The sequence below is a fragment of the Nonomuraea jiangxiensis genome (assembly GCF_900099965.1).
Classification (GTDB): Bacteria; Actinomycetota; Actinomycetes; order Streptosporangiales; family Streptosporangiaceae; genus Nonomuraea; species Nonomuraea jiangxiensis.
On record NZ_FNDJ01000011.1, the window covers coordinates 242,798 to 266,403 of the forward strand.

Below are 23,606 nucleotides of genomic sequence, written 5' to 3' on the forward strand. Positions count from 1 at the left end.
CACTGACATAAATTACCTGTGACTTAGGTGATAAAAGCCCCGGTGTGGGGCTTCTGTGGACTCAGGGGGACTTCATGGCTCAAGCGAAGGCGGTCGACGCGCCGTCGTCGCCCGGCCCCACGAAGGTGGGGACCGGCGGCAATCCATGGCTGGTGCTGCTGGCGGTCAGCCTGGGCGTCATCATGGTGATGCTCGACGGCACCGTCGTGGGCATCGCCAATCCGGTCATCCAGGTCGAGTTGAAGGCGTCACTGTCCGATCTGCAGTGGGTGACCAGCGGCTATCTGCTGGCGCTGGCGGTGTTCCTGATCACCGCGGGCAAGCTGGGTGACCTGTTCGGGCACAAGCGGGTCTTCCTCATCGGTGTGGCGGGGTTCGCGGTCTCGTCGGTGGGCATCGGTCTCAGCGCGGAACTGCCCGACCTCATTCCCGGCATCTCGCCGGTCGGCGCGCTGATCGCCCTGCGGGTGCTGCAGGGCCTGTTCGGAGCGTTGCTGCAGCCCGCCGCGCTGGCGTTGCTGCGCTCGGCCTTCCCGGGGGAGAAGCTGAACCAGGCGATGGGCGCCTGGGGCGCGATCATCGGCCTGTCCAGCGCGGCCGGTCCGATCGTGGGCGGTGTGCTGGTCGAGAACGTCAGCTGGCAGTCGGTCTTCTTCATCAACGCGCCCGTCGGCATCGTCGCGCTGGTCATGGGCATCTTCCTGATCAAGGATAACCGGGTGCAGACGCTGGCCAGGATCGACTGGCTCGGCGTGGTGCTGCTGTCCGGCGCGATGTTCTCGCTGGTCTGGACGATCATCAAGGCTCCCGAGTGGGGCTGGGGCGACTCCACGACGCTGACCTTCGTGGCGGCGTTCGTGGTGCTCATCGCGGGCTTCATCTTCTGGCAGTCCAGGGCGCGCCAGCCGCTGGTCCCGCTGTCGCTGTTCAGGAACCCCTCGATCTCCATCGGCACGGTGCTGATGATGATGGTCGCCTTCGCCATGTTCGGCGCGATGTTCTTCCTGGGCTTCTTCTTCCAGGGCGTGCACGGGCTGACCCCGCTGGAGGCCGGCCTGCGCATGCTGCCGATGAGCGCCGGCATGATCGTCGCCTCGCCGCTGGCGGGCATGGCGATCGGCCGCCTCGGACCGAAGATCACGATGGCCGCCGGTCTGCTGATCACCGCGTTGTCGATGTTCCTCATGTCCCAGCTCAGCATCGACGCCTCGTTCATCGAGAGCGGCATCCCGTTCGTGCTGCTGGCCTTCGGCCTGTCGCCGGTCTTCGTGGGCGCCACGGAGATCATCGTGGGCAACGCGCCGGTGGAGCTGAGCGGGGTCGCCGGTGGTGTGCAGCAGTCGGCCATGCAGGTCGGCGGCGCGCTCGGCACCGCGATCCTGGGCGCCGTGATGGCCGGCGAGATCTCCAGCAAGCTGCCCGGCTACCTCGGCCCCGCGGCCCAGGAGATCCCGGCGGCCCAGATGACGGCGCTGGAGAAGGCGGCCGCGTTCGGCGCGGTGCCGCCCGGGGTGCCGCAGCAGATCGGTGAGGCCGTGCACATGTCCTTCATGGACGGCATGCACCTGGCCTTCCTGGTGAGCACGGCCATCGCGGTGCTGACCGCCGCTCTGACGCTGTTCGTCAGGGCCGGCAGGAAGACCGAGGGCGCGCCGGTCCACATGGGCTGACCCGGCTTCCGTACGGCCCTCGCCATCCCCGGCGGGGGCCGTACGCGTGTGTCGGGACGGGCGCCGGGGCGGCCCGCCGTATGTGCCGGGAGGGGGCTCGCGGCGGTTGCGCGTGGGTTGTCGGGAGGCGCTCGCGGGCGGGCATAAACTCGGTGGCGTGAGCACCACGAAGATCCTCCCAGAGCAGGAGACCACTCCGCGGACGTCGCACGGCGACGGCGATCACGAGCGGTTCGCGCACTACGCGGACAAGCACAAGATCACCGAGAGCATGGTGACGGGCACGCCCATCCGCGCCCTGTGCGGCAAGGTCTGGGTGCCCAGCCGCGACCCGAAGAAATACCCGGTCTGCCCGGAGTGCAAGGAGATCTACGAGGGCCTGCCCCCGGGCGGTGGCGAGGGCGACGACAAGCAGTGAGTGTTGCTGAGCGGTAATCCCCCTGCCTGAGGCTACGGTCAGTAGCCGGATCAGGTCAGATCATGGGGGGACCGTATGGCCCGGCGCGCGACCGCCGTCTCGTTGGCATGCCTGCTCGCGGCCGGGCTCGTGCCGCTGCTCCGGCCCGGCGCGGCTCTGGCGGCCGGTTGCGCCGCCGCCACTTCCGCCGCTCCGGCCACTCCCGCGCGGTCGCCGCACCCGCGCTCGCCCAAGCCGGGAGACGTGGCCAGGGTCATGGCCGAGCTGGACGAGCGGCTGGCCGGGATGACGCCGTCCGGCCAGATCACCGTTCCCACCCGCGTGCACGTCATCGTCCGCGACGAGCGCCAGGTCTCCGACGAGGTCGTCAGGGCCCAGATCGACACGCTCAACTCCGCGTACGGCGGCGTCTTCGGCGGCGTGGACACCGGCGTGCGGTTTCGGCTGGACGGCATCGACGTCAAGAGGCACGCCGCCTGGTTCACCGATCCCGTCGGCCACGAGAAGGCCATGAAGAACGCCCTGCACCAGGGCGGGGCCGACACGCTCAACCTCTACATCGCCCAGCTCAACCAGCTCATGCTGGGCTTCGCCAGCTACCCCTACTGGTACGAGGGCGCGCCCGAGCTCGACGGCGTGGTGATCGACTGGCGCAGCCTGCCCGGGGGCGCGATGAGCAACTACAACCTGGGGTTCACCGGCGTACACGAGATCGGCCACTGGCTCGGCCTCTTCCACACCTTCGAGAACGGCTGCGAGCCGCCCGGCGACGGCGTCGAGGACACCCCGGCCGAGGCCAGGCCGAGCGAGGCGTGCCCGCCGGGCAGGGACACCTGCACCCGCCCGGGCGAGGACCCCTCGCACAACTTCATGGACTACGCCCACGACCGGTGCATGTCGGAGTTCACGCGGGGGCAGGCGGTGCGCATGCATGAGATGTGGGCGGTGTACCGCAACACCGCCGATGCCTGAAGTTCCGGGCAAACTACCATGTGCGAGTGACAGCACCAAAGGCACTCGACGCTCCCCACCAACCCCCTCGTATCTTCGGCCCCGAATACCGTACGGCCACCCTCGGCATCCTCCTGGTGATCACGCTGATCGCCTTCGAGGGCATGTCGGTAGGCGTTGTCATGCCCCAACTCGCCAAAGAGCTGCACGCCCTGGACCTCTACGGGCTCAGCTTCTCGGCCTTCCTCATCGCCAGCCTCTTCGCGAACGTGGTGGCCGGGCTGTGGTCGGACCGGCGTGGTTACCCGCTGCCGTTCCTGGCCGGGGTGGTGCTGTTCGTGACCGGGATGGCGCTGGCGGGGGCGGCCGAGTCGGCGGTGATCTTCCTGGTGGCCAGGGCCGTACAGGGGCTGGGTGCGGGGGCCGCCGTCGTGGCGCTGCTGGTGATGATCGCTCGGGTCTATCCGGCGGACGCACGGCCCAAGGCGTTCGCGGCGGTGTCGGCCGCCTGGGTGCTGCCCGCCATGGTGGGGCCGGCCGTTGCGGGGTTCGTGGCGACCCAGTGGGACTGGCGGTTCGTGTTCTTCGGGATCATCCCGCTGGTGGTGCCCGCGCTGGTGATGCTCGTCCCGGAGCTGCGGATGCGCTCCGCGCCCGGCGAGGACGCGCCCGGTGAGCAGGTGCGCGGGCCGCGTTCCCGGCCGGTCGCGATGACGCTGGCCGCCACCGCCACCGCGGGCGGGGCCGGGGTGCTGCTGCACGGGGTGAACCGGCTGCACCTGCGTCCGGTGCCCGGGACGATCGAGGCGGTGGTGGGGCTCGCGTTCCTCGTGTACGGGGTCTACCGGCTGATGCCCCCGGGGGCGTTGCGGTTCCGCCGCGGGCTGGCCACCACGGTGATGATGAGAGGGTTCTTCTCGGCCGCGTTCTTCGGCGTGAACTCCTTCATCCCGCTGGCGTTGGAGGAGGTCAAGGGCTTCCCGCTGAGCCAGGCGGGGATCGCGCTGACGACCGGGGCGCTGGGGTGGTCCGCGGGGTCGTACCTGCAGAGCAGGCGGGCAGGGTCGTCGCACCTCAGGATCCGGCTGGGGGCGGCGGGGGTCATGGTCTCGACCCTGATCTGCCTGCTGTGCGTACTGCCCGGGGTGAGCGGGTGGATCGCGGTGCCCGCGTGGATCGTGGCCGGGTTCGGGATGGGGTTCGGCATGACCACGGTCAGCGTCACGGCGCTGCAGCAGTCGCCGGTGAGCGAGCAGGGGGCCAACTCGGCGGCGCTGTCGGTGTCGGACCAGCTGGGCTCGGCGCTGTCGATCGGGGCCGGCGGTGCGCTGATCAACCTCATCGGGCACTCCGCCGGGGAGATCGCCACCGGATTCGTCGTCATCTGCCTCCTCATGGCGGGTATCGCCTTGATCGCCACCTTGCTGGCGGGGCGTACTCGCTGAACTCAGGGCGTACGAGCTGCACTCGGGCACACTTCCCCTTCTCCGGCGACTCCGCTGTTTCCGGCGCAGTTGCTGAATTCCGTCCCTTCCGTCACAGCGATCACGGTTCTCCTGATGCCCGGGGCGAGGAGTGATAGGACAAGCGGGACGGGGAGGAGGGCCCATGGAGGATGATCACCGGGTCTGGCCGCCGCCATCGCGGCCCGCGGCCAGACACCGCCGTACTCCTCCAGCGGACCCCGAGCCCGAGCCGGAGACCGCGCCGGAGGACCCCACGTCCGGGCGTGCGGACCCGGAGCCCGCGTGGGGCATCACCACCGGACGGGTGGGGCCGGAGTCCGCGTGGGAGAGGCCGACGTCCCTGGGGAAGGGCTCGGAGGCCGCGTGGGAGGCGCTCCAGTCCCACTGGGAGGACCCGGATGCCGGCTGGGAGGATCCGGAGTCCGCCTGGGACACGATTCAGGACGGGTCGCCGAAGCGGCGGAGGCGGTGGATTCCGCGTAAGCGATCGCATCCGCTGGATCTGGTCGACGAGGACGACGAGCAGCCCAGGAGCCCGGGGAACGGCAGAGCCGACGATGACGAGGAGTCCTGGAACGCGAGAAGCGGCGGGACCGAGGACGACGAGGAGCTCTGGAGCCCGCGGAGCGGCAGAGCCGACGACGACGAGGAGTCCTGGGGCCCGGGGAGGGGCCGGACCGAGGACGACGAGGAGCCTTGGGGCCCGGGGGGCGGCCGGACCGAGGACGACGGGGAGTCCTGGAGACCGAGGGTTGGAAGGACGGCGGCGCTGCGGGGGCTGGAAGGCGCCAGGGAGCCCGAGGACGGGGATTGGGAGGCATTACCTCCCTCCGCGCGAATTCACGGCTCTCCGACGGATCCGGGGACGCGCCGCGGCGGCGGTGGGCGGGTGTGGCGGCGGTGGAGGGGCGTACTGGTCGCCACGGTGGCCGGGATGGCGCTGGTGGCCGGGGCGACCGCCGTGGTGTTCAGGCTCACCGCGCCGGAGGCGGAGAGCGGGCGGTTGAGCGACTCGCTGGCGGGGGTGACGGTGACCCTGCCGGCGGGGTGGCACACCGACCCGGTGGCGCCGGTGACAGGGTTCACGTCGGTGATGAGGGACGGGGGCGGGGGGCTCGTCATGGCCCGGCCGGTCCCCGGGCCGGTGGAGAACGCGAAGAAGGCCACGGCGGAGGCGGCGGAGCTGTACTCCAGGCTGCTGCTGAAGGGGGACAAGCTGACGGTCGTCGAGGACAGGGAGTTCCCGGGCGGTCACACCAGGGCGCTGCGGGCGGAATATCAGGACGTGAGCAACCAGCCCGCCTTCCTGCGGGTGATGCTGCTCACTCGCGACGAGGGGCCCGACCGGGCCGTACTGCTCGTCGGGCTGCTCCAGCCCGAGGAAACCAGCCGCAGGCAGGCGCTGGACGCGGTCATGACGAGCATCCGATAAGCCGCATAGCACGTGCGAAAGACCTTGGCCAGAATCCCCGGCTCACGGCACGTCTTGTCAGTGCGCCCGTCTACTCTTGGGTCACTGTGAGAGAGCGAAGCACACGAACCCCAGAGGTGATGCGGTGAGCACCTTCGCCGCGTCCCACCTTTCGCCTTCCTTTCCAGACCGAGCCGCTTGGGGCACCGCCCCCAAACTGCGTGCCTGGCAGCAGGAGGCGTTCGACCTCTACTTCAGGCGCGAGCCGCGTGACTTCCTCACCGTGGCGACGCCGGGCGCGGGCAAGACGACCTACGCCCTGCGCATCGCCAGCGAGTTGCTCGCCAACGGGGTGATCAGGGCGGTGACCATCGTCACCCCCACCGAGCACCTCAAGCGCCAGTGGGCCGACGCCGCCGGGCGGGTCGGCATCGGCATCGACCCCGAGTTCAAGAACAGCCAGGGCACGACCTCACGCGACTACACCGGGGTCGCGGTGACCTACGCGCAGGTCGCGATGCACCCGGCCCTGCACAGGGCGCGCACGGAGGCCCGCAAGACGCTGGTGATCTTCGACGAGATCCACCACGCGGGCGACGCCAAGTCCTGGGGCGACGGGGTGCGCGAGGCGTTCGAGCCCGCCACCCGCCGGCTCCAGCTCACCGGCACGCCGTTCAGGTCCGACGACAACCCGATCCCGTTCGTCGCCTACGAGGAGGACGGCGAGGGCCTCAAGCGCAGCGTCGCCGACTACTCCTACGGCTACGGCCCGGCCCTCGACGACGGCGTCGTCCGGCCGGTGATCTTCCTGGCCTACTCCGGCGAGATGAAGTGGCGCACCCGCGCGGGCGACGAGATCGCCGCCACGCTCGGCACGCCGCTCACCAAGGACCAGCTCTCACAGGCGTGGCGGGCCGCGCTCGACCCCAAGGGCGACTGGATCCGCCAGGTCATGCAGGCCGCCGACCGGCGCCTGACCGAGGTGCGGCGGGGCGTGCCCGATGCCGGTGGCCTGGTCATCGCCACCGACCACGAGACCGCCCGCGCCTACGCCCGCCACCTGCGCAACATCTCCGGCGAGGGCGCCACCGTGGTGCTCTCCGACGACCCGGGCGCCTCCAAGAAGATCAAGCAGTTCTCCGCCTCGGAGGCCCGCTGGCTCGTGGCCGTGCGCATGGTCTCCGAGGGCGTCGACATCCCCCGCCTGTGCGTGGGCGTCTACGCCACCTCGACCTCCACCCCGCTCTTCTTCGCCCAAGCCGTGGGCCGCTTCGTGCGGGCCCGCAAGCGCGGCGAGATCGCCTCGGTCTTCCTCCCCTCGGTGCCCACGCTCATGGGGCTGGCCAACGAGATGGAGGCCGAGCGCGACCACGTGCTCAACAAGAAGCCTCCGGAGGACGGCCTCGACGACAGCCTGCTGGAGCGGGAAAACCGCCAGAAGGACAATCCCGACGTCCTGGGTGACGAGCTCCCGTTCGAGACGATGGAGACCTCGGCCACGTTCGACCGGGTGCTGTTCGATGGGGGTGAGTTCGGCACCGGAGCGGAGATCGGCTCGGCCGAGGAGGAGGACTTCCTCGGGCTGCCCGGCCTGCTGGAGCCCGACCAGGTGGCGACGCTGCTGCGTAAGCGGCAGTCGGAGCAGCAGGCCGCCAAGCGCAAGCAGACCGCGCAGGAGCCGCAGCCGGCACTGGCCCCGCACGAGCAGATCGCCGACCTGAGACGCGAGCTCAACGGCCTGGTAGGCGCGTGGAACCACCGCACGGGCCAGCCGCACGGCGTCATCCACTCGGAGTTGCGCCGCTCGTGCGGCGGACCGCCGATCGCCCAGGCCACCGCCGAGCAGATCCAGGAGCGCATCGACACGATCCGCCGCTGGGCCACCCAACGCCGCTGACGAGCGGGCCCACCGACCGCCGGCGAGCGGTCGGTGACCGGGCCCGCCTGTCCAGGGTGCCGCACAGCTCCCATCGGTCGCTGTCAGAGTTCCGTCCTGGCCGCACGACGTGGCCATGCCGCCGGTAGGGAACATAGGGTCCCGATCGCACGTGGGTAGGTGGGTGGTGCCTATGGTGACATTGCGTGACTCTGTGCATTTGGGCCCGCAGCAGTGGTCATTTGTTAGAAACTCGACAGGAGCGGCAACAACCACTCTTGGCTGATTTCGGATATGCAAAAGGACTCTGCCCATGTCGTCTGAGGCTTCCGGAAGGTCGATGCTCGTCGTCACCTCCGGCCTCTCTGGAAACGCCGTCATCGTCAGGCTCGAAGGCGAACTCGACGTCAACGCGGTGCCGGTGTTACAGGACCACCTGCGGCATGTCTGGGACCTTCCTCCCCAGCCCTTCCTGATCCTCGATCTCGGCGAGGTCGGGTTCTGCGACTCGATGGGAATGAGCGAGCTCATCAGCGTCATGCAGCGTTGTGAGGCCCGGGGCACGCGGCTGCTGCTCGGCGGCGTGCAGGGCGTCATGGCGCGGGTGCTGTCGATCACCGGGCTGCGCCACGCGTTCGAGGTCTTCGCGAGGTTCGACGACGCCCTGCGGCTGGCCGTCTCGGCGTCCTAGACCGCCTCGGCCGGGCGCGGGCCCATGGTCACATGGTCACATGGTCGCATTGCTTACCGGAGTGACAGGTTTCGGTATCCGACGCCCGGTGCGGCCATCAATTGGGACATATCCGGCTTTGCCGTGCAACGGGATGGTCAGTGCGGCAACGCCATCGTGGACCTGCACGGGGAGGATGAAGGCCCTTCCGTCACTCAGCGTGAGCGTGCTTGTACGGGTCCGTTCCGCCGGGCTCTCGTGCAGCCAGAACAGCAGTTTCCTGCCCTTGGCGTGGACCACGACGTCGGCGGTCCCGCACTCGTGCGGGGTGGCCGTCCAGGTCAGTACGACGTCCTCGCCCATCTCCGCGGACCTGGGCATCGGGACGCTGTTGTCGCAGGTCGGCGGTGCGGGCGGCAGTGCGTGCGCCGCCGCGGACGGGGTGATGGCGGCGGGATGGAGGGCGGAACTCATCACGATCGTGCCCCCCTCCAGCAGCACCAGTGTCACGATCGCGCCCGCTCGCTCGCCGCTGGTGCCCCTCACGATCAACCACAAGCTGAGGGGGGCGAGGAGGAGCCAGGCCACACCAAGGGAGAGCGCCAGCATGGAAAACCTCCGCGAGGGTGGAAGGATGATTACTCTCCGTATTAGCGTGGATTCGGAGAGGGTTCGCCCTCTTGGATATCACATGACCTGAGAGTTGCATATCGCATACTCTTCGTGATCGTCGGCCGATCGGGGGGTCAGCCCACCACGGGTGCTCCCCGCAGGATGGCGCCCGCGTCCTCCATCTCGGCCAGCGCCGCCTCCGTCGTGGTCGGGGCCACGCCTGCCGTCAGGTTCAGCAGGACCCGCACCGCCAGGCCGTTCTTGACCGCGTCGAGCGTCGTGGCCCGGACGCAGTGGTCGGTGGCGATGCCCACCACGTCCACCTCGTGCACCCCGCGCTCCCGCAGCCACTGCGCCAGCGGCTGCCCGGCACCGGAGGCGCCCTCGAAACCGCTGTACGCCGCCGCGTAGGCGCCCTTGCTGAAGACCTCCGCCACCGCCGACGTGTCGAGCGACGGGTGGAAGTCCGCCCCCGGCGTGCCGGCCACGCAGTGCGCGGGCCAGGTGAAGACATAGTCGGGGGAGCCGGAGAAATGGTCGCCGGGCTGGACGTGGTAGTCCCTGGTCGCCACCACGTGGTCGTAGGGGTGGGCGGCCACATGGCGGGTGATCGCCGCGGCCACCTCCGAGCCGCCGGCCACGGCAAGGCTGCCGCCCTCGCAGAAGTCGTTCTGAACGTCAACGATGATCAACGCGGTGCCCATATCTAGCACGATACGTCAGGCGAACTCCGTGGGGATGGCCGCGTACCCCCTGCCGAGGTGGAGGGCTTCCTGGGGGAGGGAGGCGACGGCCGCGGCGTGGCGTTCGCGGGCGGCCCGCAGGGGTTCGCCGCCGACGATCCGGCCGTCGCGCACCAGCTCGTGCAGCAGGGGGATGCCGCCCTCGGGGGCCGGGCCGCCGGTGGTGATGAGCTCGGTCTCCACGTTGCCGGCGGCGTCCAGCAGCCGGTACGCCTCCTTGCGCCCGCCACGCGAGGGCTTGCCCACCGAGCGCTTGGCCACGGGCTCCAGCTTGCCCGTGGCCGTCTCCCTGGCCACCAGCTTGTAGACGAGGGCCGCGGTGGGGACGCCGGAGCCGGTGACGAGGGAGGTGCCGACGCCGTAGCCGTCCACGGGGGCGGCGGCCAGGGCGGCGATGGCGTACTCGTCGAGGTCGGAGGTGACGAGGATGCGGGTGTTGAAGGCGCCGAGGGCGTCGAGCTGCTCGCGCACCTCCTGGGCAGCGGCGGCCAGGTCGCCCGAGTCGATGCGGACCGCGCCCAGCTTGGGGCCGGCCAGCTCGACGGCCGTGCGGACCGCGGCGGCCACGTCGTACGTGTCCACCAGCAGCGTCGTCTCCGGCCCGAGGGTGGCGATCTGGGCCTCGAACGCCGCCCGCTCCGAGTCGTGCAGCAACGTGAACGCGTGCGCCGCCGTACCGGCCGTGGGAACGCCGTACATCCGCCCGGCCTGGAGGTTGGAGGTCGAGGCGAACCCGGCGATGTAGGCGGCCCTGGCGGCGGCCACCGCGGCGCCCTCGTGCGTGCGGCGCGAGCCCATCTCGATGAGCGGCCGCTTGCCCGCGGCGTTGGTCATCCGGGAGGCGGCCGAGGCGATGGCGCAGTCATGGTTGAGGATCGACAGCGTGATCGTCTCCAGCAGTACGGCCTCCGCGAACGTGCCCTCCACCACCATGATCGGGGAGGCCGGGAAGTACAGCTCGCCCTCGCGGTAGCCGTAGATGTTGCCGGAAAATCGGTAATCGGCGAGAAACGCCAGAGTCGTCTCGTCGACCACCCGGTTCTCCCGGAGGTAGGTGAGTTCTTCCTCACCGAAGCGGAAGCGTTCCAGCTCGTCCAGGACACGCCCGGTGCCCGCGACAACCCCGTAGCGCCGCCCGCCGGGCAGATGCCTGGCGAACACCTCGAAAACCGCCCGCCGATGGGCCGCCCCGCTCCGGAGGGCGGCCTGCAACATCGTCAGCTCATAGTGATCTGTGAGCAACGCAGTGCTCATGGTCATTGTCACGACTCGAAGACTACGGCCCAGATAGGGCAGACTCGTGAATGTGGGTAGCACCGCTCCAATCGCCGTTGAGCGTCCGTCATCGGACGTCCGACCCGATCTGCCATGGGTGACCATCGTCTGGAACGACCCGGTCAACCTGATGTCCTACGTGACCTATGTCTTTCAAACGGTCTTCGGCTACACCAAGGAGAAGGCCGAAAAGCTCATGCTGGACGTTCACCACAAGGGCAAGGCGGTCGTGTCCAGCGGCACGCGCGAAGAGATGGAACGCGATGTGCAGATTCTCCACTCCTACGGCCTGTGGGCGACGCTCCAGCCGGATTCGGTCAAGTAGACATGGGACGAGTGAGGCGACTCGGGTGAGTTCGGGGTTCTCGCAGGGCAAGAACGGCGGCGTCGTCGCGGAGTTCGAGGCGGCGGAGGTTTCGCTGCTGCGCTCGCTGGTCTCGATGATGCTCGGCCTGGTCTCGCCGGGGGAGACGAGCGACGACCCGCTGGAGCGCGCCCTGGGCATCGGAGGCGGGGACGCGCCCTCGGATCCGGTGCTGGCCAGGCTGTTCCCGTCGGCGTACGAGGACGTGAAGGAGGCGGCCGAGTTCCGCCGCTACACTGAGGCCACGCTGCGCGACGGCAAGCGGGCCGACGCCCAGACCGTCTTCGACACCGCCAGGTCGGGCCGTGCCGAGCTCACCTCGGAGCAGGCCCAGGCCTGGCTGCGCGCGCTCAACGACGTACGCCTCACCCTCGGCACCAAGCTTGAGGTGACCGAAGAGGTGCACGAGGAGATCGCGATGATGTCGGAGGAGGACCCCCGCTACCCGGCCTACGTCACCTACGACTGGCTGACCTACCTCCAGGACAGCCTGGTCCGGGCCCTCTGGTAATTTCCGGGCATGCTGTCGATCTCGCAGGAACTTGTGGACAAGATCGTCGCGCACGCCCGGGCCGACCACCCCGACGAGGCGTGCGGCGTCATCGCGGGCAAGAACGGCGTGCCCGAGCGCTTCATCCCGATGGCGAACGCCGAGCGTTCGCCAACGTTCTACGCCTTCGACTCGATGGAGCAGTTCCGGGTCTGGCGTGAGATGGACGACCGCGACGAGGAGCCCGTCGTGATCTACCACTCTCACACCGCCACCGAGGCCTACCCGTCGCGCACCGACGTGTCCTACGCCTCCGAGCCGGACGCCCACTACGTCCTGGTCTCCACCAGGGACGAGAACGAGGTGGAGTTCCGGTCCTACCGCATCCTCGAAGGCGTGATCACAGAGGAAGAGGTAAGGTTTATCCCATGATGGGGTGGGCCGTACAGAGCTTCCTCTTCGCGCATACCCCGGCTGTCGTCGTCTACGACTGTCCATCGATCACGGCTGCCCGCTGAAAAATCCGCCGGGCGGGCCTTCCTCGCGCCCCTGACCGTGCAGGCCGCGGTGGGGCGGGCGGTCCGGTGAGCGGGTTTTCTCATCGGAAGCGTTCCGGAATCTGCATCCAACCATCGGCGTTGCTGCCGATGGGACGACGAGACTTCTTATGTCGCCGAGTCCGCGACATCACCTGAGGAGATTGACCGCGATGGCCATCGAAGTTCGTATTCCGACCATCCTGCGCAACTACACCGACGGCGCGAAGGCCGTCAACGCCGAGGGCGCCACCCTCGACGAGCTGATCAGCAATCTTGAGTCCCGCCACCCCGGCATCAAGGACCGCCTCGTCGACCAGGGCAACCTGCGCCGTTTCGTCAACGTCTACCTCAACGACGAGGACGTCCGCTTCCTGGGCGGCCTGGGAACGCCCGTGTCCGACGGCGACACGGTGACCGTGCTGCCGGCCGTCGCCGGTGGATGACATGCGTTTCGACTCACTGATCGACTCGGTCGGCCGTACGCCTCTGGTCGGGCTGCCGCGCCTGTCGCCCTCCGCGGAGGTGCGGATCTGGGCCAAGCTGGAGGACCGCAACCCGACCGGTTCGATCAAGGACAGGCCCGCGCTCTGGATGATCCAGGAGGCGGAGAAGGACGGCCTGCTCAAGCCGGGCTGCACGATCCTGGAGCCCACCAGCGGCAACACCGGCATCTCGCTCGCGATGTCGGCCAAGCTCAAGGGCTACAGGCTGATCTGCGTCATGCCGGAGAACACCTCGGAGGAGCGGCGCCAGCTCCTGCGCATGTGGGGCGCGGAGATCATCTCCTCGCCGGCCGCGGGCGGCTCCAACGAGGCCGTGCGCAGGGCCAAGGAGCTGGCGGCGCAGAATCCGTCGTGGGTGATGCTCTACCAGTACGGAAACCCGGCCAACTGGCGCTCCCACTATGAGACGACGGGCCCCGAGATCCTGGCGGACCTGCCCACGGTCACCCATTTCGTGGCCGGACTCGGCACCACGGGGACGCTCATGGGGGTCGGGCGGTTCCTCCGCGAGCGCGTGCCGGACGTGCAGATCGTGGCCGCGGAGCCGCGCTACGGCGAGCTGGTCTACGGGCTGCGCAACGTGGACGAGGGCTTCATCCCCGAGCTCTACGACGAGTCCGTGCTGACCACCCGCTTCTCGGTCGGCTCCGCCGACGCCCTGCGGCGCACCCGCGAGCTGCTGACCACCGAGGGAATCTTCGCCGGGGTCTCGACCGGGGCGGCGCTGCACGCGGCGCTCGGGGTCGCCGGGAAGGCGGTCAAGGCGGGTCAACGTGCCGACGTCGTGTTCGTGGTGGCCGACGGCGGCTGGAAATACCTGTCCACGGGTGCTTACGAGGGCACCCTGGACGAGGCCGAAGAGCGCCTCGAAGGTCAGCTCTGGGCATGAGCGCGGTGGCCGGCGAACCGGCCGCCCGAACCCCGGTCATGGGCGGGGCGGCCGGTCGCTGACCGGCCGCCCCGCTGCTTCGATCTCGGTCAGTTGAACAGGACCCGCAGCGAGAACGACCCCTCGCTCGCGGTCGCCTTGGCGCTCAGCCCGACCGCCCTCAGCACCTGCGCGTTGGCCTTGTCGTCGCCCTTCAGGGACGCCAGGTAGAGGTTCTCGACCTTGTCCAGGTCCACGAAGACCGCGTAGTTGACGTTGTCGGCGTCGGGGATCGCCGTCTGGAACGTCTCCGAGTCGCCCAGCGCGCCCTCCTCGCTGAGCTTCTTGGCGTACTCGTCCGTCGTCGCGACCGTGAGGACGCCGTCACCGGCGACCTTGGCGACCGGCGGAACGGCCTGGCCGGCCGTCTGCGTGCTCTGCAGGATCTTGTCGAGGATCGACTGCGCCTTGGCCGGGTCGGTCACGACGCGAACGCCGCCCTTGAACTGCTGGCTGGCCAGGCCCTCGCTGTCCAGCGCCACGGTGAGGTTCTGGCCCAGCAGAGTGGCCAGGTCGCCGGGCAGGCTCAGCCCGGTCTGGGCCGTGAACCCGTCCACGAGCTGCTTGGTCTCCGGCGACGCGGCGATCTGCTTCTCCACCTCGGCCCACTGCTTGGTGATGATCTGGTCGATGCCGGAGATCGACAGGGCCGCCGCCGTGGAGTCGGGGAGGGTGGAGAGGGTCGTGGCGGGCAGGTCGCCCTCCAGGCCCAGCCCTTCGGTCCCGCGTACGATGCCGGTCAGCTCGGCGTAGGCGCTGTCGAAGCGCAGCGCGCCGGCGAACCTGGCGTTCTTGAGCTGCTGCACGATCGCCTGCTCGGCGGCGGGCACGCTGCTCCCGGCCAGGTCGAGCAGCCCTTTCATGCTGGCCCAGAACGACAGCACGCCCTGCTCTCCGACCGCGCCCATGTCGTCGGCGAACTCGGCGTTGTCGGCCAGGGTCGTCTCGGCCTGGGCGTACTTGTCGGCGAGCTGCTGGCTGGACGCGAGCAGCGCGTAGTCCTCGCGGAAGGCGATGCCGAAGTTCTCGCCCTCCGTCAGCTTGGCGAGGCCGGCCTTGGCCAGCTCCTGGTCCTTGACCTGGACGGCCACCGCGACGTCGGGCTCCTCCTTGCCGGAGGGCACGGCGGCGAAGCCGATCCTGCTGCCCAGCCACGGGTCGACGTCCTTGGTGAAGTCGATCTTGGTGTCGGAGTCGGCGGTGAACGTGTTGAACAGCGCCTGGCGCGGGTCCTCGCCGGAGAAGTCGTCCTTGGTGACCGTGAACTTCCTGGCGATCTGGAACAGCGCCAGCTTCTGGTTCGCCGCCGGGTCCATGTCGAGGCGGGTGTAGGCGATCGCGTTGGCGGGCAGCACCTCGTGCGGTTGCGTGCCGCCGCCGCCGATGGCGCCCACGGCCCAGACGGCGCCGCCGCCGAGCAGGATCACGGCCAGCGACGCGGCCGCGGCGATGATCCAGGTCTTGCGGCTCTTCCTGGCCGGCTGCGAGGAGTCAAAGCCTTCAGGGCCCTGCTGCTGCCAGCCGCCCTGGGCGTACTGGCCCTGCTGCTGCCAGCCTCCCTGGTCCTGCTGCCAGCCCTGCTGCTGGACTTCCTGCTGCCAACCCTGCTGTGGTGCTTCCTGTTGCCAACCCTGCTGTGGCTGTTGCTGTTGTTGGTGCCAGCCACCCTGGTCCTGCTGTTGCCAACCGCCCTGGTCCTGCTGCGGCCAGCCCTGCTGGGGCTGCTGGCCGTACCCGGCGCCGTAGGCGGGCTGCTGTCCGTACGGCTGCTGGGGGTGGTACGGCTGCTGGCCGGAGGACGCCTGCTGACCGTAGCCCCCCTGCTGCTGTCCCTGAGGGCCCTGCTGGCCGTAGGACTGCTGCGGCGGGTAGGGCTGCTGAGGCGGGTACGGCTGGCCGGATGAGGACAGCGGCATGGTCGGGGGGTGCTCCGGCTGCTGCCCCTGGTTCCAGTTGTAGGCCGTGGTCCGCTCGGGATCCTGGCCATAGGGGGGGTTATTCGCAGACATCACTCAACTCACAATGTGGACTTTTGACCACAGAGAAGGTAGCTGATGTTGCTAGATGGGCGCTTGCAATGTGCTGAAGATGGGTTTATACGCGGTTTAGTTCCTTTCGGACCACGCCGATGTGGACTTCGCCGCCGCCGTAATCCGCGACGCAGGCCCACGGCACGAACGTGCAGCCCGCGTACACCACCCGCGCCATCGCGCGCTGCAACCACGACGCGCGGCCCTCGCGGTCGCGGGTCATCCCGAGCAGGAGCGGCCCCCGCCGGCTGGAGACGACGAGGCCGTAGACGGTGTGGCTCTGCTGGAGTTCGCCCTTGTGCCTGACGACGCGGATGTCGACGACGAAACCGACCCACACCCCGTTCGAGTCCCATACGGACTGACCGATGAGTTCGGTGACACTTGTCATGATCGAACTGTCTCAGCAGGATCGCGTTTTCGCAGGTAGGCGCGCTGACAACAGGCGTCACCCGCACCCTGTGGGGCGGCAGGCGCGGCCCGCCGTAGAGTAGGTGAGCAACAGAATAAGGTTCCAGAGGTGAGGCGGGCGCGCATGACCAAATTCGACGAGGCGACGCAGGCGATTCGGGTCGAGGAGGGCTGCTACGACGTGTGCCTGGACCCCGGATACGCGATCGGGGGCCCGCTCAACGGCGGCTACCTCCTGGCCGTGATCCTGCGTGCGGCGGTGGACGCCTCGCCGTTCGAGCATCCGGTGAGCACGGCCGCCCAGTTCCTCAAGGCGCCCGTCCCCGGTCCCGCGCAGGTCAGGGTGGAGCCGATCAAGTCGGGCAGGACGGCCGCCTTCGCCAGGGCCACGCTCGTGCAGGACGGCGTGGCGCAGATCGAGAGCCTGATCACCACGGCCACGCTGAACGAGGCCGAGCCCGTCTACACCGCCGAACCGGCGTACGGCATGCCGGACATCGAGGACTGCGTCAAGCTGCCCGACCCCAAGCCCGAGTCGAACATGACGCTGAACGCCCAGATGGAGCTGCTCTTCGACCCGCCCACGATCGGCTGGCTGAAGGGCGAGCCCAGCCGCAGGCCCGAGTCCCGGGCGTACTTCAGGATGGCCGAGCCGCAGGACCCGGACCCGTACGTGCTGGCGCTGGCCGTGGACGCGCTGCCGCCCGTGGTGTTCTCGGCCGGGATGCGCGGCTGGGCGCCGACCGTGGAGCTCACCTGGCACCTGCGCGCGCTGCCCGCGCCCGGCCGGCTCACGCTGCTCGGCAGCGGCCGGTTGGTCTCCGACGGCTGGTTCGACGAGGACGTCGAGGTACGCGACTCCGCCGGCCGCCTGGTCGCCCAGTCACGCCAGCTCGCCCGGGTCGGGAGGGGTTGAGGGGCGAGGGGTGTGAGCAAGACAACACCACGTGACGCTCAGGTGTCGCCGATGTGAGCATTCTTACGCAGTGTTGATCGCCCAGGTCGCCTACCCTCTAGAACGTGCCGGACGCGAGTATTGGGATCTTCGACAGCGGAGTCGGTGGCTTGACGGTCGCCCGGGCGATCATCGACCAGCTGCCGCACGAATCGATCACTTACGTGGCCGACACGGCCCGCCAGCCGTACGGGCCGAAACGCATCGCGGAGGTGCGCGCCTACGCCCTGGAAGTGATGGACCACCTCGTCGAGCACGACGTCAAGATGCTCGTGATCGCGTGCAACAGCGCCAGCGCCGCCGTGCTGCGCGACGCCCGCGAGCGTTACGACGTGCCGGTCGTCGAGGTGATCCAGCCCGCCACCAGGCGCGCGGTGCGTGCCACCCGCACCGGCAGGGTCGGCGTGATCGCCACCAGGGCCACCATCGACTCCATGGCCTATCACGACGCCTTCACCGCGGCACCCGACGTGCAACTCACCGGCGTGGCCGCCCCACGCCTGGTGGAGTACGTCGAACGAGGAGAGACGATGAGCGACGAGCTCATCGAGGTCGTACGCGACTACCTGGCACCCATCAGGGCCGCCGGGTGCGACACTCTCATCCTCGGCTGCACCCACTACCCGCTGCTCACCGGCGCCATCTCGTATGTCGCCGGCAACGGGGTGACGCTGGTCTCCAGCGCGGAAGAGACGGCCAAGGACGTCTATCGAATCCTGCATGACCGCGATCTGGCGGCGGGCAGCGAGGCCACCCCCCGGCACCGCTTCCGAGCCACCGGCGACTCCCTGCTCTTCGCCCGTCTGGGGCGGCGATTCCTGGGTCCGGAGATCGATGCGGTCGAAGTCGCACCAGTGGGGGGTACTACCTTTAACGGCCGCTCGGCCGTGCCGGTGTCCGGACTGAGAAGCGGCGGGAGCGCAGCGACCAGGGCGACGAGGGAAGACACCGGATCCGAGCGGCCGAGCCGCGACGCGGAGCGTCGCAACGAGAAGGAGCCCACATGAAGGTGACCATCGTCGGATGCTCGGGCAGCTACCCCGGCCCTGACAGCCCCGCGTCCTGCTATCTGATCGAGGCGGCCGGCTTCCGACTGCTGCTCGACCTCGGCAGCGGCTCGCTGGGCGCGCTCCAACGCCACATCGGCCTGTACGACGTGGACGCGATCTGCCTGTCCCATCTGCACGCCGACCACTGCCTCGACATCTGCGGCTATCACGTGGCCCGCACGTACGGGCCGCAGGCGCCCTACCCCACGGTGCCCGTCTACGCGCCGGCCGACGCCCCCGCCCGGCTGGCGGCCGCGTACGGCATGCCGGACGAGCCGGGCCTGGAGACCGCCTTCGACTTCGTGCCGCTGTCGCAGGGGACGTTCGAGGTCGGGCCGTTCACCGTCACCGCGGGGCTGGTCAACCACCCGGTCGAGGCGTACGGCTTCCGCGTGGCCAACGGCTCGGGCTGCGTGGCCTACTCCGGCGACACCGGGGAGTCCGCCGAGCTGGTGAGGCTGGCCGCCGACGCCGACCTGCTGCTCTGCGAGGCGTCGTTCGTCGAGGGCCCCGACCTGCCCACCGGCCTGCACCTGACGGGCCGCCAGGCCGCCGAACACGCCGCCAAGGCCGGCGTCGGCAGGCTCGTGCTCACCCACCTCGTCCCCTGGAACGACCAGGCGGTCGTGCTGGAGGAGGCCGCGGGAGGAGGTTTCGACGGCCCCGTGGAGCTGGCACGCAGCGGCGCGGTCTACGACCTGGGGTGAGCGGGGCGGGCTACCACCTGGCCTGAACCTCGGTGAAGTCGCGCATGCGCGGCATGGGGGAGAACAGCAGCGGCAGGAACGCCAGCAGCCTGGCGCCCATGAACACCCACAGGGTCTCCCGGACGCCGATCCGGTTGGCGATCAGGCCGCCGAGCAGCGCGCCCAGCGGCAGGGCGCCCCAGACCACGAACCGCACCGACGCGTTGATCCGGCCGAGCAGCCCTTCGGGGGCCACGGTCTGCCGGTAGGTGACCTGGCCCACGTTCGAGACGGCCGCGCTCCACGAGAGCGCGATCGAGGTGATCGCGAAGTACACCACCCGCCAGTCGGCCTGCGTCATGGGCAACAGCAGGCCGAAGGGCGAGGCCACGATGACGGACAGCCACGTCATCCTGGCGGCGCCGTATCTCCTGGATAACCAGCCGGCGGAAATGCCGCCGAGCAACCCGCCGATCCCGCCGGACATGAGCAGCGTACCGATCAGCCCGGGCGTCAGCTCGACCTCGTGGACCAGGAAGAACACCGATAAGCTCGTCACCGCGCTGACGCACAGGTTCATGGCGGCGGTGGTGGTCATGAGCGCGCGCATCAGCCGGTCGTTCCACACGAAGGAGAGCCCCTCGCCGATGCCGCGCATCAGCGGCGCGGGCTCGGTGACGGCGGGCGGCTTGTCCGGGACCTTGATCGAGCGCAGGAAGAGCACCGAGGCCAGCGCGCCCAGCGCGGTGGCGGTCATGGTGCGCGACGCGCCGAGCAGCTGCACCAGCGCGCCCCCGAGGCCGGGCCCCGCCAGGAACGATCCCGAGCGCACGACCTCCAGCTTGGAGTTGCCGTCGCTGAGCTGCTGGACGCTGACCACATCGGGCAGGTACGTCTGGTCGGCCACGTCGTTGAAGACCTGGGCCACCCCCACCAGCAGCGTCACCACGAACAGCATCCCGATGGACAGCAGCCCCAGCTCGGCCGCGACCGGAATGCTCCCGAGCAGAACGAACCTGGCCAGGTCCGTCGTCATCATCACGCGGCGCCGGCGCATCCTGTCGACCCACACCCCCGCGGGCAGGCCGAGCAGCAGGAAGGCGGTCGTCTGCAGTGCGGACAGCACGCCGACCTCCACCGGACTGGCGTGCAGCAGCAGCACCGCCACCAGTGGCAGGGCCACCCGTGAGATATTCGCTCCGACTTCGTTCGCGATCTGCGAACTCAAGAACCGACGGAAGTCGGGGTTTCGCAACACCCCCGTTGTCATTGCGTAAGGATCCATGTAGCGGACACATTTGGTCAAGAGCGTCGCGGCGCGGAGATAGGGTGAGCTGCATGTCCCGACAGGATGGCCGCAACCCTGACCAGCTACGTCCCATCACCGTCACCCGGCAGTGGCTCACGCACGCCGAGGGCTCGGTGCTGGTCGAGTTCGGCGGCACCAGGGTGTTGTGCGCCGCTTCCGTCCAGGACAGCGTGCCGCGCTGGCGCAGAGGCAGCGGCCAGGGATGGGTAACGGCCGAATATGCGATGTTGCCCCGGGCGACCAATACCCGTAACGATCGCGAATCGGTCCGCGGCAAAATCGGCGGCAGGACGCATGAGATTTCCCGGCTGATCGGGCGCTCGCTGCGGGCCTGCGTCGATTACAAGGCGCTCGGCGAAAACTCCATTCTGCTCGACTGCGACGTGCTGCAGGCCGACGGCGGCACCAGGACCGCCGCGATCACCGGCGCCTACGTGGCGCTGGCCGACGCGGTCGCCTGGATGCGCAAGCGCCGGATGTGCCCGGGTGACCCGCTGATCGCCTCCGTCTCCGCCGTGTCCGTCGGAGTGGTCGGCTCGGTGCCGATGCTCGACCTCTGCTACACCGAGGACGTCGCCGCCGAGACCGACATGAATGTCGTGATGACCGGTGAGGGCAGCTTCGTCGAGGTGCAGGGCACCGCCGAGGGCGCCCCGTTCGACCGTGCGGCCCTGGACAAGCTGCTCGACCTGGCCGTGGCGGGCTGCGCCGAGCTCACGCTGATCCAGCAGGAGGCCCTGGCGTCATGAAGATCGTGCTGGCCACCCGCAACCCGGGCAAGATCGCTGAGCTGCGCCGCATCCTGGCCGGGTTCGAGATCCTCGGGCTGGAGGAGTTCCCCTCGATCGGTGAGATCGCGGAGACGGGGGTCACGTTCGAGGCCAACGCCCTGCTCAAGGCGCATGCGGTCGCGCAGGGGTCCGGGCTGCCCGCGGTGGCCGACGACTCGGGGCTCTGCGTCGACGTGCTCAACGGCATGCCCGGGGTCTTCTCCGCGCGGTGGGCCGGGCGGCACGGCGACGACCGGGCCAATCTCGACCTGCTGCTCGCCCAGGTCGCCGACGTGCCCGCCGGCGCGTTGAGCGCGCACTTCACCTGCGTCGCCGCGCTGGCGCTGCCGTCGGGGGAGTCCCGTGTGGTCGAGGGCGTGCTCCCGGGCCACCTCGTCACCACGCCGCGGGGGGCCAACGGGTTCGGCTACGACCCGATCTTCGTGCCCGACGGCGAGGAGCGCACCACGGCCGAGCTGCCGCCGGAGGAGAAGGACGCCATCAGCCATCGCGGGCGGGCCTTCCGCGCGCTGGCGCCGGTCGTCCGGGAGCTGCTCGGCTCGTAACCACCGCGTAAGAACCCGGTGGGCGCGGCGGCGTACGTTCGTATTGTGCAAAGGAAAGAGATGGTGCCCGGCTGGGCCGGCGCCCTGGCGGGGCTGGTGTCCGGGGGCGTGGCCCTCGGGATGGCGCAGCTCGTGGCCGGCGTCGTGGGGCCGGAGACGTCTCCGGTCGTGGCGGTCGGCGATGCGGCGGTGGACCTGACGCCGGCTCCGCTCAAGGAGTTCGCGATCAGGACGTTCGGCGAGAGCGACAAGACGGTTCTCGTCGGCGGCGTCCTCGTGGTGCTCGCGGTGATCGCCGCCGCCATCGGGGTGCTGGCCCGGCGCGCTCGCGCCTACGGTTTCGCCGGGTTGTCCGCGTTCGGGGTGATCGGCCTGCTGGCGGTGCTGACCCGGCCGGACGCCGGGGCCCTGGACGTGCTGCCGACCCTGATCGGGGTGGTGGCCGCCGCCTGGACCCTCTCCTGGCTGCTGGGGCGGGCGGAGGGCGGACCGGTGCCGGGCTCTGCGACGTCCGGCGGCGTGGCCGGGGACGGTGCCGGGGTGAAGCGGTCCGTGGCGGGCGCGGATGACGGGCCGCCCGTGGCGGCCGGGGCCGCGGAGGATGTCGGGGTGGAGCGGCCCGCGGTGATGCGGGCCGGGGCGGAGTTGCGGGCCTTCGACCGGCGGCGGTTGCTGACCGGGGTCGCCGGGGGCGTGGTGGTCGCGGGGGCGGCGACCGTGCTGGGGCGGCAGCTCGGCGGGCGGCAGACGGTGGACGCCGCGCGGGTGGGGGTGGCGCTGCCCAGGGCCGCGAACCCCGCCAAGCCCCTCCCAGCGGGTACGGACTTCCACATCAACGGCTTGTCCTCATTTATTACGAAAAATAAGGACTTCTATCGGGTGGACACCGCGCTCGTCGTCCCCCAGGTGGAGCCCGCCGACTGGACGCTGCGCATCCACGGCCTGGTCGACCGCCCGGTCGAGCTCACCTACGACGACCTGCTGAAAATGCCCCTCACCGAGGCCGACGTCACGCTCACCTGCGTCTCCAACGAGGTCGGCGGCCCCTACGTCGGCAACGCCCGCTGGCTGGGCCTGCGCATGTCCGAGGTGCTGCGCCGAGCGGGCCTGCGGTCCGGTGCCGACATGCTCCTGTCCACCTCCGCCGACGGCTTCACCTGCGGCACCCCGGTGGACGTGGTCATGGACGGGCGCGAGGCACTGTTCGCCGTCGCGATGAACGGCGAGGCGCTCCCGGTCGAGCACGGCTTCCCGGTGCGCCAGGTGGTGCCCGGCCTGTACGGCTACGTCTCGGCCACCAAGTGGGTGGTGGACGTCAAGGTCACCACGTTCGACGCGGACGAGGCGTACTGGACGCCGCGCGGCTGGTCCGCCAAGGGCCCGATCAAGACCCAGTCGCGCATCGACGTGCCCAGGCCAGGCGACTCGCTGCGGGCCGGACGTACCAAGATCGCCGGGGTGGCGTGGGCGCAGCACACCGGAGTGGACGCGGTGGAGGTGCGGGTCGACGGCGGGCAGTGGAAGCAGGCGACGCTGGCCCAGGTGCCGGGCCCCGACACCTGGCGGCAGTGGTCGATCGACTGGGACCTGGCCGCCGGCGATCACACGATCCAGGTGCGGGCGACCGACGCCTCCGGATACACCCAGACCGAGCAGCTCGCCCCGCCCGCGCCCGACGGCGCCACCGGGTGGCACACCGTCACGGTGCAGGCGGCCTGAGCCGCCCGCCCGCCCGTGATTGGGGGTGTTTGCCCAGGTAGAGCGGGTGATCCTGGCCTCGAATCTGGCTGACTTCCCCTCCCGGTCACGGTGACGCCTCTACGATCGTTCGTCGAGCAAGACAGGAGGCAGGCCGTGTTCCGCGAGCGCAAGCCGAGTGTCCGATGGGTCCTACCAGAAGGCCGGTACAACCCC

At 69.8% G+C, this 23,606-nt stretch carries 24 protein-coding genes; 18 read left to right on the forward strand and 6 right to left on the reverse strand.

The window, feature by feature from the left end; translation table 11 throughout:
- Positions 1 to 74: 74 nt before the first annotated feature.
- The 7 genes from BLS95_RS24800 to BLS95_RS24830 all read left to right on the forward strand — a co-directional run bounded on the left by BLS95_RS24800 (position 75) and on the right by BLS95_RS24830 (position 8,483).
- Positions 75 to 1,670: an MFS transporter gene (locus BLS95_RS24800; RefSeq protein ID WP_090936055.1), complete on the forward strand. Its 1,596-nt coding sequence runs from the start codon at positions 75 to 77 to the stop codon at positions 1,668 to 1,670.
- A 157-nt stretch (positions 1,671 to 1,827) separates the two neighbouring features.
- Entirely contained in the window at positions 1,828 to 2,088 is a 261-nt protein-coding gene (locus BLS95_RS24805) for a DUF3039 domain-containing protein (protein ID WP_090935637.1), read from the forward strand.
- 75 nt (positions 2,089 to 2,163) lie between these two features.
- On the forward strand, positions 2,164 to 3,060 hold the full coding sequence (locus BLS95_RS24810) for a zinc metalloprotease (protein ID WP_090935640.1): 897 nt from the start codon (positions 2,164 to 2,166) through the stop codon (positions 3,058 to 3,060).
- 26 nt (positions 3,061 to 3,086) lie between these two features.
- Positions 3,087 to 4,484: an MFS transporter gene (locus BLS95_RS24815; protein WP_245765249.1), complete on the forward strand. Its 1,398-nt coding sequence runs from the start codon at positions 3,087 to 3,089 to the stop codon at positions 4,482 to 4,484.
- A gap of 163 nt (positions 4,485 to 4,647) precedes the next feature.
- Positions 4,648 to 5,937, forward strand: a complete 1,290-nt coding sequence (locus BLS95_RS24820; RefSeq protein ID WP_090935646.1) for a hypothetical protein — start codon at positions 4,648 to 4,650, stop codon at positions 5,935 to 5,937.
- A 124-nt stretch (positions 5,938 to 6,061) separates the two neighbouring features.
- The gene (locus tag BLS95_RS24825; RefSeq protein ID WP_090935648.1) at positions 6,062 to 7,813 is read left to right on the forward strand and encodes a DEAD/DEAH box helicase; all 1,752 of its coding nucleotides are present in this window, start codon (positions 6,062 to 6,064) and stop codon (positions 7,811 to 7,813) included.
- A 292-nt stretch (positions 7,814 to 8,105) separates the two neighbouring features.
- The gene (locus BLS95_RS24830) at positions 8,106 to 8,483 is read left to right on the forward strand and encodes an STAS domain-containing protein (protein WP_090935651.1); all 378 of its coding nucleotides are present in this window, start codon (positions 8,106 to 8,108) and stop codon (positions 8,481 to 8,483) included.
- A 36-nt stretch (positions 8,484 to 8,519) separates the two neighbouring features.
- Here BLS95_RS24830 and BLS95_RS24835 read toward each other — a convergent pair whose 3' ends face one another.
- The 3 genes from BLS95_RS24835 to BLS95_RS24845 all read right to left on the reverse strand — a co-directional run bounded on the left by BLS95_RS24835 (position 8,520) and on the right by BLS95_RS24845 (position 11,077).
- The gene (locus BLS95_RS24835; protein ID WP_090935654.1) at positions 8,520 to 9,071 is read right to left on the reverse strand and encodes a hypothetical protein; all 552 of its coding nucleotides are present in this window, start codon (positions 9,069 to 9,071) and stop codon (positions 8,520 to 8,522) included.
- Between the two features lie 137 nt (positions 9,072 to 9,208).
- On the reverse strand, positions 9,209 to 9,778 hold the full coding sequence (gene pncA, locus BLS95_RS24840; RefSeq protein ID WP_090935656.1) for a pyrazinamidase PncA: 570 nt from the start codon (positions 9,776 to 9,778) through the stop codon (positions 9,209 to 9,211).
- A 15-nt stretch (positions 9,779 to 9,793) separates the two neighbouring features.
- Positions 9,794 to 11,077 carry a nicotinate phosphoribosyltransferase gene (locus BLS95_RS24845; RefSeq protein ID WP_176993373.1) on the reverse strand — a complete coding sequence of 428 codons (1,284 nt, stop codon included), beginning with the start codon at positions 11,075 to 11,077 and terminating at the stop codon, positions 9,794 to 9,796.
- Positions 11,078 to 11,123: 46 nt separating this feature from the next.
- On the opposite strand from BLS95_RS24845, the gene clpS reads away from it, so the two are divergent.
- The 5 genes from clpS to BLS95_RS24870 all read left to right on the forward strand — a co-directional run bounded on the left by clpS (position 11,124) and on the right by BLS95_RS24870 (position 13,877).
- A complete protein-coding gene (gene clpS, locus BLS95_RS24850) occupies positions 11,124 to 11,417 on the forward strand; it encodes an ATP-dependent Clp protease adapter ClpS (protein WP_090935661.1) in 294 nt (97 codons plus the stop codon).
- Positions 11,418 to 11,442: 25 nt separating this feature from the next.
- Positions 11,443 to 11,967 (forward strand): DUF2017 domain-containing protein, encoded by a 525-nt coding sequence (locus tag BLS95_RS24855; RefSeq protein ID WP_090935664.1) that lies wholly within the window; start codon positions 11,443 to 11,445, stop codon positions 11,965 to 11,967.
- Positions 11,968 to 11,976: 9 nt separating this feature from the next.
- Entirely contained in the window at positions 11,977 to 12,378 is a 402-nt protein-coding gene (locus BLS95_RS24860; RefSeq protein WP_090935667.1) for a M67 family metallopeptidase, read from the forward strand.
- A 277-nt stretch (positions 12,379 to 12,655) separates the two neighbouring features.
- Positions 12,656 to 12,928 (forward strand): MoaD/ThiS family protein, encoded by a 273-nt coding sequence (locus BLS95_RS24865; protein WP_090935670.1) that lies wholly within the window; start codon positions 12,656 to 12,658, stop codon positions 12,926 to 12,928.
- Between the two features lies 1 nt (position 12,929).
- Positions 12,930 to 13,877: a PLP-dependent cysteine synthase family protein gene (locus tag BLS95_RS24870; RefSeq protein WP_090935673.1), complete on the forward strand. Its 948-nt coding sequence runs from the start codon at positions 12,930 to 12,932 to the stop codon at positions 13,875 to 13,877.
- 89 nt (positions 13,878 to 13,966) lie between these two features.
- Here the strand turns inward: BLS95_RS24870 and BLS95_RS24875 are convergent, their stop codons facing one another.
- Together BLS95_RS24875 and BLS95_RS24880 are read right to left on the reverse strand one after the other, a co-directional pair.
- Entirely contained in the window at positions 13,967 to 15,925 is a 1,959-nt protein-coding gene (locus BLS95_RS24875; protein ID WP_090935676.1) for a DUF3352 domain-containing protein, read from the reverse strand.
- 85 nt (positions 15,926 to 16,010) lie between these two features.
- The gene (locus BLS95_RS24880) at positions 16,011 to 16,337 is read right to left on the reverse strand and encodes a hypothetical protein (protein WP_090935678.1); all 327 of its coding nucleotides are present in this window, start codon (positions 16,335 to 16,337) and stop codon (positions 16,011 to 16,013) included.
- 144 nt (positions 16,338 to 16,481) lie between these two features.
- Here BLS95_RS24880 and BLS95_RS24885 point away from each other — a divergent pair, with 144 nt between their 5' ends.
- The 3 genes from BLS95_RS24885 (at position 16,482) to BLS95_RS24895 (ending at position 19,068) form a co-directional block, all read left to right on the forward strand.
- Complete coding sequence (locus BLS95_RS24885) at positions 16,482 to 17,273, forward strand: thioesterase family protein (RefSeq protein WP_090935681.1); 792 nt, start codon at positions 16,482 to 16,484, stop codon at positions 17,271 to 17,273.
- A gap of 104 nt (positions 17,274 to 17,377) precedes the next feature.
- Positions 17,378 to 18,319 carry a glutamate racemase gene (gene murI, locus BLS95_RS24890; RefSeq protein ID WP_090935684.1) on the forward strand — a complete coding sequence of 314 codons (942 nt, stop codon included), beginning with the start codon at positions 17,378 to 17,380 and terminating at the stop codon, positions 18,317 to 18,319.
- Positions 18,316 to 19,068 carry an MBL fold metallo-hydrolase gene (locus BLS95_RS24895; RefSeq protein ID WP_090935688.1) on the forward strand — a complete coding sequence of 251 codons (753 nt, stop codon included), beginning with the start codon at positions 18,316 to 18,318 and terminating at the stop codon, positions 19,066 to 19,068. Before murI ends, BLS95_RS24895 begins: the two co-directional genes overlap by 4 nt.
- Positions 19,069 to 19,078: 10 nt before the next feature.
- On the opposite strand, the gene BLS95_RS24900 is transcribed toward BLS95_RS24895, so the two are convergent.
- Complete coding sequence (locus tag BLS95_RS24900) at positions 19,079 to 20,332, reverse strand: MFS transporter (RefSeq protein ID WP_090935691.1); 1,254 nt, start codon at positions 20,330 to 20,332, stop codon at positions 19,079 to 19,081.
- A gap of 53 nt (positions 20,333 to 20,385) precedes the next feature.
- Here BLS95_RS24900 and rph point away from each other — a divergent pair, with 53 nt between their 5' ends.
- The 3 genes from rph to BLS95_RS24915 are packed head-to-tail and all read left to right on the forward strand — an operon-like array spanning position 20,386 to position 23,411.
- On the forward strand, positions 20,386 to 21,105 hold the full coding sequence (rph, locus tag BLS95_RS24905) for a ribonuclease PH (protein ID WP_090935693.1): 720 nt from the start codon (positions 20,386 to 20,388) through the stop codon (positions 21,103 to 21,105).
- Positions 21,102 to 21,692 carry an RdgB/HAM1 family non-canonical purine NTP pyrophosphatase gene (gene rdgB, locus BLS95_RS24910; protein ID WP_090935696.1) on the forward strand — a complete coding sequence of 197 codons (591 nt, stop codon included), beginning with the start codon at positions 21,102 to 21,104 and terminating at the stop codon, positions 21,690 to 21,692. Before rph ends, rdgB begins: the two co-directional genes overlap by 4 nt.
- A gap of 45 nt (positions 21,693 to 21,737) precedes the next feature.
- The gene (locus BLS95_RS24915; protein ID WP_342742759.1) at positions 21,738 to 23,411 is read left to right on the forward strand and encodes a molybdopterin-dependent oxidoreductase; all 1,674 of its coding nucleotides are present in this window, start codon (positions 21,738 to 21,740) and stop codon (positions 23,409 to 23,411) included.
- Positions 23,412 to 23,606 lie beyond the last annotated feature (195 nt).

Coding starts and splice junctions, on each gene's coding strand:
- BLS95_RS24800 (WP_090936055.1), top strand. CDS start 75: ATGGCTCAAGCGAAGGCGGTCGACGCGCCGTCGTCGCCCGGCCCCACG.
- BLS95_RS24810 (WP_090935640.1), top strand. CDS start 2,164: ATGGCCCGGCGCGCGACCGCCGTCTCGTTGGCATGCCTGCTCGCGGCC.
- BLS95_RS24820 (WP_090935646.1), top strand. CDS start 4,648: ATGGAGGATGATCACCGGGTCTGGCCGCCGCCATCGCGGCCCGCGGCC.
- BLS95_RS24830 (WP_090935651.1), top strand. CDS start 8,106: ATGTCGTCTGAGGCTTCCGGAAGGTCGATGCTCGTCGTCACCTCCGGC.
- BLS95_RS24835 (WP_090935654.1), bottom strand. CDS start 9,071: ATGCTGGCGCTCTCCCTTGGTGTGGCCTGGCTCCTCCTCGCCCCCCTC.
- pncA (WP_090935656.1), bottom strand. CDS start 9,778: ATGGGCACCGCGTTGATCATCGTTGACGTTCAGAACGACTTCTGCGAG.
- BLS95_RS24845 (WP_176993373.1), bottom strand. CDS start 11,077: ATGACCATGAGCACTGCGTTGCTCACAGATCACTATGAGCTGACGATG.
- BLS95_RS24860 (WP_090935667.1), top strand. CDS start 11,977: ATGCTGTCGATCTCGCAGGAACTTGTGGACAAGATCGTCGCGCACGCC.
- BLS95_RS24865 (WP_090935670.1), top strand. CDS start 12,656: ATGGCCATCGAAGTTCGTATTCCGACCATCCTGCGCAACTACACCGAC.
- BLS95_RS24870 (WP_090935673.1), top strand. CDS start 12,930: ATGCGTTTCGACTCACTGATCGACTCGGTCGGCCGTACGCCTCTGGTC.
- BLS95_RS24875 (WP_090935676.1), bottom strand. CDS start 15,925: ATGTCTGCGAATAACCCCCCCTATGGCCAGGATCCCGAGCGGACCACG.
- BLS95_RS24880 (WP_090935678.1), bottom strand. CDS start 16,337: ATGACAAGTGTCACCGAACTCATCGGTCAGTCCGTATGGGACTCGAAC.
- BLS95_RS24885 (WP_090935681.1), top strand. CDS start 16,482: ATGACCAAATTCGACGAGGCGACGCAGGCGATTCGGGTCGAGGAGGGC.
- BLS95_RS24895 (WP_090935688.1), top strand. CDS start 18,316: ATGAAGGTGACCATCGTCGGATGCTCGGGCAGCTACCCCGGCCCTGAC.
- BLS95_RS24900 (WP_090935691.1), bottom strand. CDS start 20,332: ATGGATCCTTACGCAATGACAACGGGGGTGTTGCGAAACCCCGACTTC.
- rph (WP_090935693.1), top strand. CDS start 20,386: ATGTCCCGACAGGATGGCCGCAACCCTGACCAGCTACGTCCCATCACC.
- rdgB (WP_090935696.1), top strand. CDS start 21,102: ATGAAGATCGTGCTGGCCACCCGCAACCCGGGCAAGATCGCTGAGCTG.